Below are 15,027 nucleotides of genomic sequence, written 5' to 3' on the forward strand. Positions count from 1 at the left end.
GGCTCCGGGCAACGGACGAACGAAGGCAACGGTAAGACGAACGAAGGGGCGGCCCGCCGTAGCGGGCCGCCCCTTCTCGTGCCGGTGGCGCTGGTGGCGGAACCTCAGCCGGCCACGGCGCTCATCGTCAGTGCCTTGATCAGAACTTCCTTCTTCGGGTGGCCGCCGCCGGCCTGCTGGGCGAAGGCGCCGTCGTCGCCGGCCGCGCCGACCTCCTTGACCAGGTCCATCCCGCCGGTGACCGTGCCGAGCACGGTGTACGTGGCGTCGAGCTGCGAGTCACCGTAGACGATGAAGAACTGGCTGCCGCTGGAGCCGGGCTGGCCGGAGTTGGCCATCGCGATGACCCCCGCCGGGTACGGCGGACGCTGCTCGGTCGGCAGGTTCTCCTCGGCCATCCGGTAGCTCGGGCCGCCGGTGCCGTCGCTGTCCCGCCAGCCGGCGCCGGCGGCGCTCGGGTCGCCGCACTGGAGCACCTGAAGGCCCTCGGTGACCAGCCGGTGGCACTTGGTGTTGTCGAAGAACTTCTTCTCCGCCAGGTGGGTGAAGCTGGCCGCGGTGCACGGCACCTTGGACAGGTCGAGCTTGGCGGTGATCGGCCCGAGCCCGGTGTCGATGGTCATCGTCTGCGAGCCGACGTTCGGCGCCGAGGTCGGCGGCAGCCCGACGTCCTTGGTCGTCGGCGTCCGCTGCTCGGCCGGGATGTCGGTCCAGGTGCACTGGGTCGAGCCGGCTCCGACCGGGGCCGCGTCGGTGGCCTTGTCGTCGTCGCCGAGGCTGGCGACCAGCCACACGGTGCCGGCGACGACCAGTAGCAGACCCACCCCGGCGGCGACGATCGTTTGCAGCTGGCGGCGCTTGCGGGCAGCGGTGGCCCGCTGGGCCATCTCCCGTTCGAGCCGTGCCCGCGCCGCGGCGCGCTGCCGCTCTCTCGTGGACGTCACGGTGACTCCTCCTGGACTATCAACGCTGCGGTGCTGCGTCCGCGGCTGCTGTCTGGGCTCTGCTTCAGGACTGCCCGGCCGCCGTCGGGGTGGCGGTCGGCGTCGTTGTCGCCGGCGGGGCGGCGGGCGGTGCGTCGGTGGCGGGCTCGCCGACGGTCAGGCTCTGGATCACCACGTCGGTCTTCGGCTTGACCTTCTCGCCACTGCCATTGTCCACCAGTTCGGTGGTGCCGATCTTCTGGATCACGTCGAGTCCGGCGCTGACCTTCCCGACGATCGGGTAGGTCGGCGCGGTCGGGTTGAAGTCCTTGAGGAAGATCAGGAACTGGCTGCCGTTGGCGCCGGGCGCGCTGCCGATCAGGGCGACGGTGCCGGCCGGGTAGAGCGGCGGCTGGCCCGCTGCCGGGCTGGCCGACGGGGTCGGTTCCGGTGCCGGTGCCGACGGCACGTTCTCACTGGTGAAGGTGTAGGTGGGGCCGCCCGTACCGGTGCCGCTCGGGTCGCCGCAGCGCAGCGCGCCGTCGGCGGTGATCTCGTGGCAGGTGGTGTTGTCGTAGAACGACCGGCCGGCCAGGTGGGCGAAGCTCGCCCCGGCGCAGGGCGCGTTGGCCAGGTCGAGATCGACCGTGACCGGGCTGCCCTGGTTGGTGGTGATGGTCATCGGGCGGGTGCCGGTGGTGGGCAGCCCGGTGGTCGACGGCATACCGACGTCCTTGAGGCTGCTGTTCGACGCCGCGTCCTGCGGGGTCCAGGCGCAGATCTCCGGCGCCGCGGCCGGGCTCGGCTCACGGTCGAACCCGCCGAGTGCCCAGACCGACCCGAGTACGATCAGCGCCAGCGCCAGCGCGGCGCCGACCCCGGCCTGGATCTGTCGCCGACGCCGGGCGGAGGCGGCTCGCCGAGCCATCTGCCGGTCGAGCTTGGCACGCGCCAACTTGCGCTGCCGGTCCCTGCTGGAAGCCACCCGCGCTCCTTTTCCCTCTACCCTGGTCGTGGCGGACGGCCACGTTCTCGCCGTCGGGCGTCAAGTGCGCCACGCCACACGCCCGCCAGAGTGTACGGCTATCGGCTGAGAATGTGGTGTACGAGGTGGCCGCTACGTAAATCTGTGCCTGCGGACCGTCCACCGACGCGGTTCCAGACCGTTCTATCGGATATATCCCCCACGCCGATCGACTCGACCGCCAGCCGCGTGCGTCGTACGTCGCCGGTGTCCGTTCCGGCGACAGCCGAGAACGTCGCCCACGGACCCGCCGGCGGTGTGTGCGGCGCGGCACCCGAACCGCCCGGCGGATAGGCTGCGGGAGACGCCAACGTCGACGGGAAGGGGAGCGGACGTGTTCGTCGCCGGGTTTCCCGCGGACGCCTTCGGCACCAACTGCTACGTGGTCGCGACCGCGCCGGGAGAGCAGTGTGTTGTGGTCGACCCGGGAATCGGAGTGATCGACCGCCTCGACGCGCTCCTGCACGAGCACCGGTTGCAGCCGGCCGCCGTCCTGCTGACCCACGGCCATCTCGACCACACCTTCTCCGTCGCACCGGTCTGCGGCGCCCGTGGGATCACCGCTTACGTGCACCCGGCCGACCGGGAACTGCTGGCCGACCCGAGCAAGGGGCTCTCCGCCGACCTGAACCAGCTCTTCGGCGGCCGGCTGCCGTACGCCGAGCCGGAGGACGTCGCCGAGCTGACCGACGGCGCGAGCATGAGCCTCGCCGGGTTGGAGATCACCGTCGACCACGCACCGGGCCATACCGGCGGGTCGGTGCTGTTCCGGTTGCCGGGGGCCGGCTCACTGTGGGAGGCGGACCAGCTCTGCCTCTCCGGGGACGTCCTGTTCGCCGGTTCGATCGGTCGTACCGACCTGCCGGGAGGCAGCATGCCAGCCATGCTGACCAGCCTGCGGGACAAGATCCTCCCGCTCGCCGACGACACCGTCGTCCTGCCCGGCCACGGACCCGAGACCACCATCGGCCGCGAGCGCGCGAGCAACCCGTACCTGCGTCAGGTCGCCTCGGCCGACCAAGCGCGACCGGCCGGTTCCCAGCGGGGCTGGTAGTAGGTCCGCGCCTCGCGTCACCCAGATCCCGCCCGCGCGCGTCGCGCGGGAGTTCAAGGAGCATCATGAGCAAGCCCACGCCCATCTCCGGCTTTCCCGAGTGGGCCCCGCCGCAGCGGATGATCGAGCAGTACGTGATCGACCGCATCCGCAACACCTTCGAGCTGTACGGCTTCGCGCCGCTGGAGACCCGGTCGGTCGAGCCGCTGGACCAGTTGCTGCGCAAGGGGGAGACCTCCAAGGAGGTCTACCTGCTGCGCCGGTTGCAGGAGGATCCGGGCGGGTCGGGCGGCGACGACGCACTCGGCCTGCACTTCGACCTGACCGTGCCGTTCGCCCGCTACGTGTTGGAGAACGCCGGCAAGTTGCAGTTCCCGTTCCGCCGCTACCAGATCCAGAAGGTGTGGCGGGGCGAGCGCCCGCAGGAGGGGCGCTACCGCGAGTTCGTCCAGGCCGACATCGACATCGTCGACCGGGACACCCTGCCGGCGCACTACGAGGCCGAACTCCCCCTGGTCATCGGCGACGCGCTCGGCGGCCTGCCGATCCCGCCGTTCGTGATCCAGGTGAACAACCGGAAGGTCAGCGAGGGCTTCTACCTGGGGGTCGGTTTGACCGACCCGGCCGCCGCGCTGCGTGCGGTGGACAAGCTCGACAAGATCGGGCCGGACCGGGTGGCCGCGCTGCTGACCGAGACCGCCGGGGCGACCGAGGCGCAGGCCAAGGCGTGTCTCGCCCTGGCCGAGATCAGCGGACCGGACGCCTCGTTCGCGGACGCGGTCCGGGCCCTCGGGGTGGAGCACCCGCTGCTCGAAGAGGGCCTGGTCGAGTTGGTCGCGGTGGTGGAGACGGCGGCGGCGCACTCGCCCGGTCTCTGCGTCGCCGACCTGCGCATCGCGCGTGGCCTGGACTACTACACCGGTACGGTCTACGAGACGCAGTTGCGCGGCTACGAGCGGTTCGGCTCGATCTGCTCCGGTGGCCGGTACGACAACCTGGCCACCGCCGGCTCCACCACGTTCCCCGGTGTGGGCATCTCGATCGGTCTGACCCGGCTGCTCGGCCTGCTCTTCGGTGCGGGTGAGCTGACCGTGTCCCGGTCGGTGCCGACCTGTGTGCTGGTGGCGCTGTCGGCGGAGGAGGACCGGCCGTCCAGTGACCGGATCGCGGCGGCGCTGCGTCGGCGCGGTATCGCCACCGAGGTCTCCCCGTCGGCGGCGAAGTACGGCAAGCAGATCCGGTACGCCGAGCGGCGCGGGATCCCGTACGTGTGGTTCCCGGGTGCCGACGGGGCGGTGGACGAGGTGAAGGACATCCGTTCCGGCGAGCAGGCGGCGGCCGCCGCGGCCGACTGGACCCCGCCGGTGGAGGACCTGCGTCCCCTGGTGAGCTGAGTCGGCGGTGGGTTCGCACCGGCTGAGCGGGCGGACTGGCGCTGCGGTCCGGCTTGACCTACGGTAGCGTAACTTACGCTACCGTAGGGAGAGCCCGTGACTGCCGCCATCACCCGTACGCTCAGCCAGACCGCGTTGCTGACCGAGCTGGAATCCGTCGTCGCCCAGAACCTCGACCGGCACCTCGCGGTGGCCAAGGAGTGGTTCCCGCACGAGTACGTGCCGTGGAGCGACGGGCGTACCTTCGACGGCCTGCTGGGCGGTGAGGCGTGGTCCCCGGAGGACTTCAAGCTGCCCGAGGTGGCCCGGACCGCGCTGGTGGTCAACCTGCTCACCGAGGACAACCTGCCGTCGTACCACCACGAGATCGCGAAGCTGTTCGGGCGCGACGGCGCCTGGGGGACCTGGGTGCACCGGTGGACGGCCGAGGAGGGCCGGCACGGCGTGGCGATCCGCGACTACCTGACCGTCACCAGGGCGGTCGACCCGGTGGCGCTGGAGCGGGCCAGGATGGTGCACATGTCCGCCGGGTTCAGCAACGACCACCCGGACGAGGTGCTGCACTCGCTGGCGTACGTGTCGTTCCAGGAACTCGCCACCCGGATCTCGCACCGCAACACCGGCCGGGTCACCGGCGACCCGCTCTGCGAGCAGCTGCTCGCCCGGGTGGCGGCCGACGAGAACCTGCACATGATCTTCTACCGCAACCTGCTCGCCGCCGCCTTCGAGCTGGCCCCGAGCCAGGCGATGCGGGCGGTGGCCGACGTGTCCGCCAACTTCCAGATGCCCGGCAACGGCATCGACGGCTTCGCCCGCAAGTCGGTGGCGATCGCCCTGGCCGGCATCTACGACCTGCGCCAGCACCGGGACGACGTGCTGGTTCCGGTGCTGCGCCAGTGGGACGTCTGGAACGTCACCGGGCTGGACGCCGACGGTGAGGCGGCCCGCGAGGAGCTCGGCGTGCAACTCGACGAGTTGGACAAGGCGGCGTCCCGGTTCGAGGAGAAGCGCGACGCCCGAGCCGCCCGCCTCGCCCGCTGACCGTACCCGCCCGCTGACCGAGCAAGGGCCCCTCTCCGGAGCGGAAAGGGGCCCGTACGTCGCCGTTACTCGGTACGCAGTCCGTCCGGGCGCATCAGCCGCCACAGCACCGGCAGGCTCAGTACGGTCACCAGCAGCACCACCCCGGCGGCCACGCCGCAGAGTTGGAGCAGGCTCGGCCAGTCCAGCCGTACCGGCCGTTGCACCATCCGTTGCAGCACCGCGCCGAGGCCGGTGCCGAGCACGGCGGCCAGGGCCAGCCCGAGCAGCACCGGGATCGCCGTCTGGAGCAGCACCGACCAGCTCATGGTGGCGCGCCGGGTGCCGAACGCGACCAGTACGGCGAGCAGTCGGCGCCGCTCCCGCAACTGCTCCAGCGTGGTGACCAGCAGGCTCGCGCCGATCAGCAGCAGTACCGCCACCACCCCGGCGAACAGGCCCCGGCGGATGTCCCGGAAGCTGCTGTCCTCGGTGGTGGCCCGCAGCGGCCAGATGTTCATCAGCGGGCTGATGCCCGCCGAGGCGTTGCGTACGTGTTCGACCGCGCCCGGCACCGCCGGGTCCAGCCCCAGGTAGACCAGCGTCAGCGAGTCCCGCAGGGAGTCGGGGTCCACCGCGCCGGGGGTGGCCAGGACACCGCTGCGGTGGTTGCCCTCCGGGGAGGGTCGGCTCGTCGCCGCCCGGATCCCGGCCGGCACCGTCCACGGCCGACCGACCACCCCGTCGTACGGGGAGCCGACCTCGACCCGTTGGCCGCCCGCCGGCAGTGGCCCCGCGATTCCCTCGCCCGGTACGGCGAACGTGTCGCCGTCGGCACAGTGGTCGAGGGTGGCCAGTTCGGCCAGGGCGGCGCAGTCGCCGACCAGCAGCGGCCAACCCGGCCGGTTCCCGTCCGCGTCGGCGGCCCCTCCGGCGGGCATCAGGTAGGTCTGCGCCACCACGGTCACCGATCGGACCCCGGTGGTGTCGCGCAGCCGTTGTGCGATGGTGGCCGCGCCGCCGCCGTCGGTGTCGGCCAGGGCGATGTCGCCGTACATGTCGGCTCGGGCGGGGTCCTGGCCGGACCTCGTGCTGTAGGCGGGGGCGATGCCGCTGAACAACATCTGCAACGCGATGCCACCGGCGACGGCGACCGCCACGCCGTTGACCATGCGGGCGGAGGCGGCGCTGTCGAGTTGCAACCGCCGGGTGGCGAGTTGCCAGGCGACGCCGCCGCCGCGCAGCCGGCGGACGACCGTTTCGACCAGCCAGGGCAGCACGGTGGTCACGCCGCCGAGCAGCAGGACGACGCCGATGGCGATGCGGGCCGTACCGGCCGGCTCTCCGGTCCGGCTGACCGAGCCGAGCAGCGGGAGCAGCAGGACGGCACCGGCGACCGGCATGATCGGTCGCCACCAGAGCCGGCGCCGGGTGCCGGTGGCCCGGCGGACCACGCCGAGCGGTTCGATCACCACCCGGCGCAGGGCGAGCAGCGCGACCCCCACCGCCGTGACCGGCACCCCGAGCAGGATCAGTACGGCCAGCGCCGGGTCCGGGCGGACGTCGGCCGGGAAGACGCTGATCTCCTGTAGTGCGAACAGCCCGACGAACTGCCGCCCGAGGAGGAAGAACAGCGCACCGGCGGCGAGCCCGAGCAGGGCGCTGACCAGGGACTCCCCGGCGGCGATCCGGGTGGCCATGGGTCGGTCGGCGCCGACCAGCCGCAGCGCCGCCAACCGGCGGTCCCGGTGTTCGCCGCCGAAGCGTACGGCGGTGCCGATGAAGACGGCGATCGGCAGCAGCAGCACCACCAGGATGATCAACACGAGCAGCAGCAGGACCGGGTCGAGCCCTTCGTTGGTGCTCGGGTCGCCGAAGTGGTCGATCCGGCCGACCCCGGACTGGTCCGTGCTGATCCGGTCGCTGCCCAGGTAGAAGGCGTACTCGCGGGGGCCGGTCAGGCCGTGGTCGCCGATGGTGCCGACGGACCGGTAGTCGAGCCGGGGTCGCAGCAGCGCGCCCTCCGGTGCGGCGAGCAGGTCGGCCAGGGCGGGCGAGACGACGATCTCGTCCGGGCCGGGCAGCCTGTCCAGACCGGGCGGTACCGGGGCGTCGGGGCCCTCCGGGCGCAGGATCCGGCCCCGGATCGAGCGCTCACCGAAGGTGGTGTTGAACTGGCCGACGAGCAGGGTGTCGGCCGCCGGGGTGGTCAGCTCGACGTCGTACTGCTGGTCGCCGCGGGCCTCGCCGCGCGCGGACCGGTCGCCGAGCATGGTGGGGATGGAGACGGCGATCAGCAGCAGCGCCACGCCCAGGCCGACGCCGATCGCGGCCAGCACGGTCCGGAGCAGCCCGTCCCGGCCGCCGGCGAAGACCAGCCGGGCGCCGAGCAGCAGGTCGTCGCGCCAGCGGCCCGGCCCGGACCGCCGGTCGCGGCTCACCGCGCCACCGGGTCGAGATCACGGGTACGGCCGTCGCGGACCACCACCTCGCGATCGGAGTACGCGGCCACCCGGGGCTCGTGGGTGACCAGCACCACCGCCGCGCCGGTCTGCTTGGCGGCCTCGCTGAGCAGCCGCATCACCCGTTCGCCGTTGAGCGAGTCCAGCGCACCGGTCGGCTCGTCGGCGAAGATCACCCGGGGTGCGGTGACCAGTGCCCGGCCGACCGCCACCCGCTGGCCCTGGCCGCCGGAGATCTCACCCGGCCGCTTGCCGGCCACGTCGGTCACCTCAAGCCGCTCCAACCACTGCGTCGCCCGCCGTTCGGCCTCGCGGCGCCGGACCCCGTCCAGGCGCAGCGGCAGGGCCACGTTTTCCAGGCAGGTCAGCTCGGGCACCAGTTGGCCGAACTGGAAGACGAAGCCGAACTCGCCCCGGCGCAGCGCGCTGCGCTCGCCGTCGGACATCGCGGACAGCTCCCGGTCCCGGTAGCGGACCTGCCCGGAGTCGGGGCGGACGATCCCGGCCAGGCAGTGCAGCAGGGTGGACTTGCCGGATCCGGACGCACCCATCACGGCCACCGTCTCGCCGGCCCGTACGGTGATCGACGCTCCGTCCAGGGCCGGCGTCGGCCCGTACGTCTTGTGCAGGTCGAGGCCGACCAGCAGTGGCTCGGTGGGGTCGGCGGCCCGCCGGTCGGGGCCTGTTCCGGCGGTCATGTGCGCACCGTCGCGGCGAGTTGGTCGAGGCGGGCGGTGGTCAGCTCCAGCCAGCGCAGGTCGGCTTCCAGGTGGAACAGGGCGTGGTCGCAGATGAGCTGGTCGGACAGGTCGCCGCCGAGTTTGCGCTGGGTGAGTTCGCGCATCAGGCGCAGGTGTTCGGCCCGCTGCACGTCGAGGATCTCGGCCGCGTTGCGTTCGGTCAGCAGGGCGAGCAGGACCTTGGTGTAGAGGGTGCTTTGCAGGTACAGGTCGGGCTTCTCCGGGCTGGCCAGCCAGGTCTGCACGTCGGTCACGCCGGACGCGGTGACCGCGTACCGCTTGCGTTCGGGGCCCTCGCCCGGTTCGACGCCGTCGACCTCGACCAGGCCGCTTTTCAGTAGCCGGGCCAGGGTCGAGTAGACCTGGCCGTAGTGCAGCGGACGGCCGTGTCCGAACCGTTCGTCGTAGGCCCGCTTGAGGTCGTAGCCGTGGCGGGGGCGGGACTCCAGGAGCCCGAGGAAGGTCTGCCCGATTGACATGCGGAGCACTCTACACCACGTGTATACCTGGCATGTATAGCGTCTGACCTGGGGTGATGCTTGTGCTCACCCGCTGCTTTTGGTGGAAGTGAGCAGTCGTTAACATTTACGACATCGATGTACTCAGATTCATGAAATCCCTGGTTCCTACGGTGGCGGCACTCCGACACCGACTCGAAGGGGACCCGGATGGCACGAGGGTTGCGCGACCGGCTAGCCGCTCTTTGTATATTGTCGACATTTCTACTGACCGCGGGCTGTGTCGAGGATCCCGGCAGCTCGGCCGGTGACTCGGCCACCATCAAGGTCGGCATCCTGCACTCGCTCAGCGGCACGATGGCGATCAGCGAGGTGACCGTACGGGACGCGGAGCTGCTCGCGATCGAGGAGATCAACGCGGCCGGGGGCGTACTCGGCAAGAAGATCGAGCCGGTGGTCGAGGACGGCGCCTCGGACTGGCCCACCTTTGCCGAGAAGGCGCAGAAGCTGATCTCGCAGGACAAGGTCGCCACCGTCTTCGGCGGCTGGACCTCGGCCAGTCGCAAGGCGATGCTGCCGGTGTTCGAGCGCAACAAGGCGCTGCTCTGGTACCCGGTGCAGTACGAGGGGCTCGAAAGCTCCCCGTACATCTTCTACACCGGGGCGACCACCAACCAGCAGATCGTGCCCGGCCTGGACTACCTCGCCGAACAGGGCAAGAAGAAAATCTTCCTGGTCGGCAGCGACTACGTCTTCCCGCGCACCGCAAACAAGATCATCAAGGCGTACGCGGCCGCGAACGGGATGGAGATCCTCGGCGAGGAGTACACCCCGCTCGGCCACACCGAGTACAGCACCGTGGTCAACAAGCTCCAGCAGGCCAAGCCGGACGCCGTTTTCAACACCCTCAACGGGGACAGCAACGTCGCCTTCTTCAAGCAGCTGCGCAGCGCCGGCATCACCGCGCAGACCATGCCCACGGTCTCGGTCAGCGTCGCCGAGGAGGAGGTCGTCGGCATCGGCGCGGACAACGTCGCCGGTCACCTGGTCGCCTGGAACTACTACCAGACCACCACCGGCGCCCGTAACGACACCTTCGTCAAGGCGTTCAAGGCCAAGTACGGCGCCGCGAAGGTCACCTCCGACCCGATGGAGGCCGGCTACAACGCCGTCCACCTCTGGGCCGAGGCGGTCAAGAAGGCCGGCAGTGTCGACGTCGCGGCGGTCAAGGCGGCGGCCGGCGGCATCACCCTCGACGCGCCCGAGGGCACCGTCACCATCGACGGCGAGAACCAGCACGTCTTCAAGACCGCCAGGATCGGGCTGGTCCAGCCGGACGGGCAGATCAAGGAGGTCTGGAACTCCGGCAAGCCGATCAAGCCAGACCCGTACCTCAAGGGCTATCCCTGGGCCAGCGGGCTGTCCTGACCGGCGGCGACGGGAGGAGGAGTCACCGGTGGCGACACTCAACCAACTGGTCATCGGCGCCAGCATCGGCGCGGTGCTGCTGCTGATCGCGCTCGGGCTGACCTTCACGTTCGGCCAGATGGGCGTCATCAACATGGCCCACGGCGAGTTCATCATGGCCGGCGCGTACACCGCGTACCTGCTGCAACCGGTGTTCGGGGCACAGGCGGTGCCGGCCGCCATCCCGGTCGCGTTCCTGGTCGGCGGGCTGCTCGGGCTGGTCCTCGAACGGCTGGCCATCCGGCACTTCTACGGCCGCCCACTGGATACCCTGCTGCTCACCTGGGGCGTCAGCCTGGTCCTGCAACAGGTGGCCCGGGACATCTTCGGCGCCCCCAACGTCCAGGTACGCGCACCCGGCTGGCTCACCGGCGGACTGGACCTCGGCGGCGTACGGCTGCCGTACAACCGGATCTTCATCATGCTGCTCGCCGCCGCCTGCGTGGTCGGCATCTGGGCCTACCTGACCCGGCTGCGACACGGCCGGCGGATGCGCGCGGTGATGCAGAACCGGCAGCTCGCCGAGGTCAGCGGCGTCGCCACCGGACGGGTCGACCAGCTCACCTTCTTCATCGGCTCGGGCCTGGCCGGGGTCGCCGGGGTGGCGCTGACGCTGATCGGCCCGGTCGGCCCGACCCTGGGCACCAACTACATCGTGGACGCGTTCCTGGTGGTGGTGGCCGGCGGGCTCGGCCAACTGCGCGGGGCGGTGATCGCCGCGTTCGCGCTCGGCATTCTGAACAGCTTCGTCGAGTTCTGGGTCGACAACGGCGCCAGCTTCGCCAAGGTGGTGCTGTTCGCGGTGATCATCGCCTTTCTCCAGTTCCGGCCGCAGGGCATGTTCGTGGTCCGGACCAGGGGGCTGGCATGAGCGCCCCGACGGTCCCCGGCACCGGCAACGGGTGGCGGGGCCGGCTCGGCGGACCGCTGCTCTTCCTCGTGGTGGCCCTGCTGTTCCTGGCCGCGCCGAACCTGCTCTCGCCGTTCCGGCTGGACCTGCTCGGCAAGTACCTCTGCTTCGCCATCGTCGCCGTCGGCATCGCCCTGGCCTGGGGGCGCGGCGGCATGCTCACCCTCGGCCAGGGCGTCTTCTTCGGCCTCGGCGGCTACGCCATGGGCATGCACCTCAAACTGCGCGAGGCCGGGCCGGGCGGGCTGCCCGACTTCATGATCTGGAGCGGGGTGGAGAGCCTGCCGGCGATCTGGCGGCCGTTCGCCAACCCGGTCTTCGCGATCGCCATGGCGGTGCTGCTGCCGGTGACCGTGGCGGTCCTGCTCGGCCTGCTGGTCTTCCGCCAGCGGGTCCGGGGCGCCTACTTCGCCGTACTGTCCCAGGCCCTGGCGGCGGCGTTCGTCATCCTGCTGGTCGGTCAACAGGGCCTGACCGGTGGCACCAACGGGCTGACCAACTTCCAGTTCTTCTTCGGCCTCGACCTCTACGACCCGGCCGACAAACGGCTGCTCTACCTGGTGGTGGTGCTGGTGCTCGGGGTGACGTTCCTGGTCGCCTGGCAACTGAGCCACAGCCGGTTCGGCAAACTGCTGGTCGCGATCCGCGACGGCGAGGACCGGGTACGTTTCCTCGGCTACGACCCGGCCGTGGTCAAGACCATCACGTTCGCCATCTCGGCCGGCATGGCCGGGCTCGCCGGCGCCCTGTTCGTGCCCATGGTCGGTCTGCTCAGCCCGGCCAACCTGGGCATCGTCGCCTCCCTCGAACTGCTCGTCGGGGTGGCCATCGGCGGTCGCTACTCGCTGGCCGGGGCGGTCGGCGGGGCGCTGCTGGTGAACTACGCCAAGACCGTCTTCAGCGAGGAGTCGGCCGACAACTGGATCTACCTACAGGGCGCCATGTTCATCGCGGTGATGATCTGGGCCCCGCGCGGACTCGCCGGACTGCTCGCCGACGGGCGGGCGGCGGTGAACCGACGGAGGCGTACCCGATCTCCGGTGGCGGACGACCAGCCGGCGGGGGCCGCGGACCCGCCGGTGGCGACCACGCCGCCCGCCTCGGCGCCCGAACCGAGCGAGGTGGCGAGATGACCGAACTGCTCCGGGTACGCGGGCTGAACGTCACCTTCTCCGGCTTCCGGGCCATCACCGATCTCGACTTCACCGTCGCCGCCGGTGAGCTGCGTTTCCTGATCGGGCCCAACGGCGCCGGCAAGACCACCCTGATCGATGTGATCACCGGGCTGACCAGGCCGGCGTCCGGCTCGGTCACCTTCGACGGCACCGAACTCGTCGGCCGGCGCGAGCACCGGATCGTCCGGCTCGGGGTCGGGCGCACCTTCCAGACCTCGGTTGTCTTCGAGGAACTGTCGGTGCTGGAGAACCTCGACCTCGCGGCCAGCTTCCGGCGCCCACTCGGCGCCCTGCTGCGCCGCCGCCGGGGCACCTCCGACGAGGTCGCCGCGGCCCTGGAGACGACCGGGCTGGCCGATCTCGCGCACCGGCCGGCCGGCGTGCTCTCGCACGGCCAACGGCAGTGGCTGGAGATCGGCATGCTGGTCGTCCAGCGGCCGAGCCTGCTGCTGCTGGACGAGCCGGTGGCCGGGATGAGCCGGCCGGAACGGGAACGTACCGGGGAGCTGTTGCAGGAGGTGGCCCGGGAACACACCGTGATCGTGATCGAGCACGACATGGAGTTCCTGCGCCGGTTCGCCAGCACCGTCAGCGTGCTGCACGAGGGCCGGCTGCTCTGCGAGGGGACGGTGGCGCAGGTGCAGGCCGATCCCCGGGTGCAGGAGGTCTACCTCGGCCGTACCCGTAAGGAGAGCACCGAGCTGATCAAGGAGGCGGGTTAGTTGCTGCGGGTGTCGGGACTGGACGTCGCGTACGGTCGGGCGCAGGCCCTGTTCGGGGTGGACCTGTGGGCGCCCGGCGGCTCGCTGGTCTGCGTGATGGGGCGCAACGGGGTCGGCAAGACCACCCTGCTCAAGGCGATCATGGGGGTGCTGCCGGCGAAGAACGGCAAGATCGAGTTCGGCGACCGGGACATCACCCGGCTCAAGACCCACGAGCGGGTACGCCTCGGCCTCGGCTACGTGCCGCAGGGGCACGAGACCTTCCCCCAGCTCACCGTCTGGGAGAACCTCCAGGTGGCGCTGGAGGCGTCGCCCAAGGGCGGCGACAAGAGCGCGGTGGACGAGGCACTGGACCTCTTCCCGGCCCTGCCACCGCTGCTGCGCCGCCGGGCCGGTTTCCTCTCCGGCGGGCAGCAACAGCAACTCGCGATCGCGCGGGCCCTGGTCACCCGCCCGAAGATGCTGCTGCTGGACGAGCCGACCGAGGGCATCCAACCGTCGATCATCCTGGAGATCGAGGCCGCCATCGAGCGGCTGCACAACGAGTTGGGACTGGCGATCCTGCTGGTCGAGCAGTACCTCGAACTGGCCCTGCGGATCGCCGACCGGTTCGTCATCCTCGACGCCGGCGAGGTGGCCCGTGCGGGCGAGCGCGCAGACCTCCGGGACGAGTCCGTGCACCGGCTGCTCGCCGTCTAGCGGCGGATCGGGGCGGTCGCGCCGTACGGGACGGCCGCCCCGATCCGCAACGTGCTACCAGCCGAAGCCGGCGGCGTACGTGACGTTGGCCAGCACCTGCTGACCGGCGGCGTTCGGGTGGAAGTAGTCCCAGCCGGAGATCTGGTTCAACGCGAACGGATAGTTGAACACCACGTTGTTGTCGAACGTGCAGTTGCCCCCGTACGCGGCACACGCCTGGGCGAGCTGGGTGTTGTAGTCGACCACGCGCTGCCGTACCCGACTGCGCCGGTCCACGTCGGCCTGGGCGTTCGAGGTCGGGTTGGCCAACATCGACTGGCAGATGCCAAACAGCGACCAGGCCGTACGGGCACTCGCACTGCCCCGGCCGACCGACCAGAGCCGCTGGATGTCCGGCACGCTGATCACGAACACCCGCGCACCGGGCAGACCCGACTTCAGCCGGTTGAGCGCCGCGTCGACGTTCGCCCGGTAGGTGCCGACCGGCGTCATGGTCGACTCGGAGCCGGTGCAGATGTCGTTGGCGCCGATCAGCACGGTGACGTACTGGACGCCACGGGCGACCGCGCTGTTGGCCTGACCGAGCAGGTCCGAGGAGTCGGCCCCGGTCGCGGACTCGTTGTAGTTGCGTCCGTTGATGGCCGGGTTGGTGGCCCGCAGGCGCAGGTAGTGGGAGTTCACCGACGAGTCGTCGCCGGTGCTGAACGAGCGCGAGGTGCAGTCGACGTACCAGCCGCAGGCGTTGAAGCCGCGGGTGATCGAATCGCCGAGACTGGACATCGAGGCCGGCGGGGGGCCGGGGTCGGCGGCGGCGGGGACGGCGCCGACGACGACCGAGCCGACCAGTACGGCGAGGGCGGTGAGCAGGGACAGGGTGCGTCGGGACAGGGACATGGGGGCCTCCGGATCACGGTTGCCTGGTGGTGGCGGATACGGGTGCCGCGAGCATATAGACCGAGATCGTTGTACACAATGTGCT

General features: G+C 70.8%; 14 protein-coding genes. 8 read left to right on the plus strand and 6 right to left on the minus strand.

Annotated elements, in window-relative coordinates; translation table 11 throughout:
• Positions 1-104 precede the first annotated feature (104 nt).
• Both OG792_RS11140 and OG792_RS11145 read right to left on the minus strand, forming a co-directional pair.
• Entirely contained in the window at positions 105-944 is an 840-nt protein-coding gene (locus OG792_RS11140; RefSeq protein ID WP_329109276.1) for a peptidylprolyl isomerase, read from the minus strand.
• 64 nt (positions 945-1,008) lie between these two features.
• Positions 1,009-1,908 carry a peptidylprolyl isomerase gene (locus tag OG792_RS11145; protein ID WP_329109277.1) on the minus strand — a complete coding sequence of 300 codons (900 nt, stop codon included), beginning with the start codon at positions 1,906-1,908 and terminating at the stop codon, positions 1,009-1,011.
• A gap of 373 nt (positions 1,909-2,281) precedes the next feature.
• Here OG792_RS11145 and OG792_RS11150 point away from each other — a divergent pair, with 373 nt between their 5' ends.
• The 3 genes from OG792_RS11150 to OG792_RS11160 all read left to right on the plus strand — a co-directional run bounded on the left by OG792_RS11150 (position 2,282) and on the right by OG792_RS11160 (position 5,436).
• Positions 2,282-3,001, plus strand: coding sequence for an MBL fold metallo-hydrolase (locus OG792_RS11150; RefSeq protein WP_329109278.1), 720 nt, complete (start codon positions 2,282-2,284; stop codon positions 2,999-3,001).
• Positions 3,002-3,066: 65 nt separating this feature from the next.
• A complete protein-coding gene (hisS, locus tag OG792_RS11155) occupies positions 3,067-4,395 on the plus strand; it encodes a histidine--tRNA ligase (RefSeq protein ID WP_329109279.1) in 1,329 nt (442 codons plus the stop codon).
• Between the two features lie 96 nt (positions 4,396-4,491).
• Entirely contained in the window at positions 4,492-5,436 is a 945-nt protein-coding gene (locus OG792_RS11160; protein ID WP_329109280.1) for an acyl-ACP desaturase, read from the plus strand.
• A gap of 65 nt (positions 5,437-5,501) precedes the next feature.
• Here the strand turns inward: OG792_RS11160 and OG792_RS11165 are convergent, their stop codons facing one another.
• The 3 genes from OG792_RS11165 to OG792_RS11175 are packed head-to-tail and all read right to left on the minus strand — an operon-like array spanning position 5,502 to position 9,096.
• Positions 5,502-7,856 (minus strand): FtsX-like permease family protein, encoded by a 2,355-nt coding sequence (locus OG792_RS11165; RefSeq protein WP_329109281.1) that lies wholly within the window; start codon positions 7,854-7,856, stop codon positions 5,502-5,504.
• Positions 7,853-8,575: an ABC transporter ATP-binding protein gene (locus tag OG792_RS11170; protein ID WP_329109282.1), complete on the minus strand. Its 723-nt coding sequence runs from the start codon at positions 8,573-8,575 to the stop codon at positions 7,853-7,855. The genes OG792_RS11165 and OG792_RS11170 overlap by 4 nt, the downstream gene beginning before the upstream one ends.
• On the minus strand, positions 8,572-9,096 hold the full coding sequence (locus OG792_RS11175; RefSeq protein ID WP_329109283.1) for a PadR family transcriptional regulator: 525 nt from the start codon (positions 9,094-9,096) through the stop codon (positions 8,572-8,574). The genes OG792_RS11170 and OG792_RS11175 overlap by 4 nt, the downstream gene beginning before the upstream one ends.
• A gap of 231 nt (positions 9,097-9,327) precedes the next feature.
• Between OG792_RS11175 and urtA the strand changes: the two genes are divergently transcribed.
• Genes urtA through urtE form a run of 5 tightly spaced genes read left to right on the plus strand, consistent with a single transcriptional unit; the run spans position 9,328 to position 14,048 of the window.
• Complete coding sequence (gene urtA, locus OG792_RS11180) at positions 9,328-10,503, plus strand: urea ABC transporter substrate-binding protein (protein WP_329109284.1); 1,176 nt, start codon at positions 9,328-9,330, stop codon at positions 10,501-10,503.
• 28 nt (positions 10,504-10,531) lie between these two features.
• Entirely contained in the window at positions 10,532-11,413 is an 882-nt protein-coding gene (gene urtB, locus OG792_RS11185; protein WP_329109285.1) for an urea ABC transporter permease subunit UrtB, read from the plus strand.
• The gene (gene urtC, locus OG792_RS11190; protein ID WP_329109287.1) at positions 11,410-12,585 is read left to right on the plus strand and encodes an urea ABC transporter permease subunit UrtC; all 1,176 of its coding nucleotides are present in this window, start codon (positions 11,410-11,412) and stop codon (positions 12,583-12,585) included. The genes urtB and urtC overlap by 4 nt, the downstream gene beginning before the upstream one ends.
• Entirely contained in the window at positions 12,582-13,349 is a 768-nt protein-coding gene (gene urtD, locus OG792_RS11195; RefSeq protein ID WP_329109289.1) for an urea ABC transporter ATP-binding protein UrtD, read from the plus strand. Before urtC ends, urtD begins: the two co-directional genes overlap by 4 nt.
• Positions 13,350-13,358: 9 nt before the next feature.
• Positions 13,359-14,048: an urea ABC transporter ATP-binding subunit UrtE gene (gene urtE / locus OG792_RS11200; RefSeq protein ID WP_329111200.1), complete on the plus strand. Its 690-nt coding sequence runs from the start codon at positions 13,359-13,361 to the stop codon at positions 14,046-14,048.
• 54 nt (positions 14,049-14,102) lie between these two features.
• Here the strand turns inward: urtE and OG792_RS11205 are convergent, their stop codons facing one another.
• Complete coding sequence (locus OG792_RS11205) at positions 14,103-14,942, minus strand: SGNH/GDSL hydrolase family protein (protein WP_329109290.1); 840 nt, start codon at positions 14,940-14,942, stop codon at positions 14,103-14,105.
• Between the last annotated feature and the right edge of the window lie 85 nt (positions 14,943-15,027).

The organism is Micromonospora sp. NBC_01699 (assembly GCF_036250065.1).
In the GTDB taxonomy this organism is placed as follows: domain Bacteria; phylum Actinomycetota; class Actinomycetes; order Mycobacteriales; family Micromonosporaceae; genus Micromonospora_G.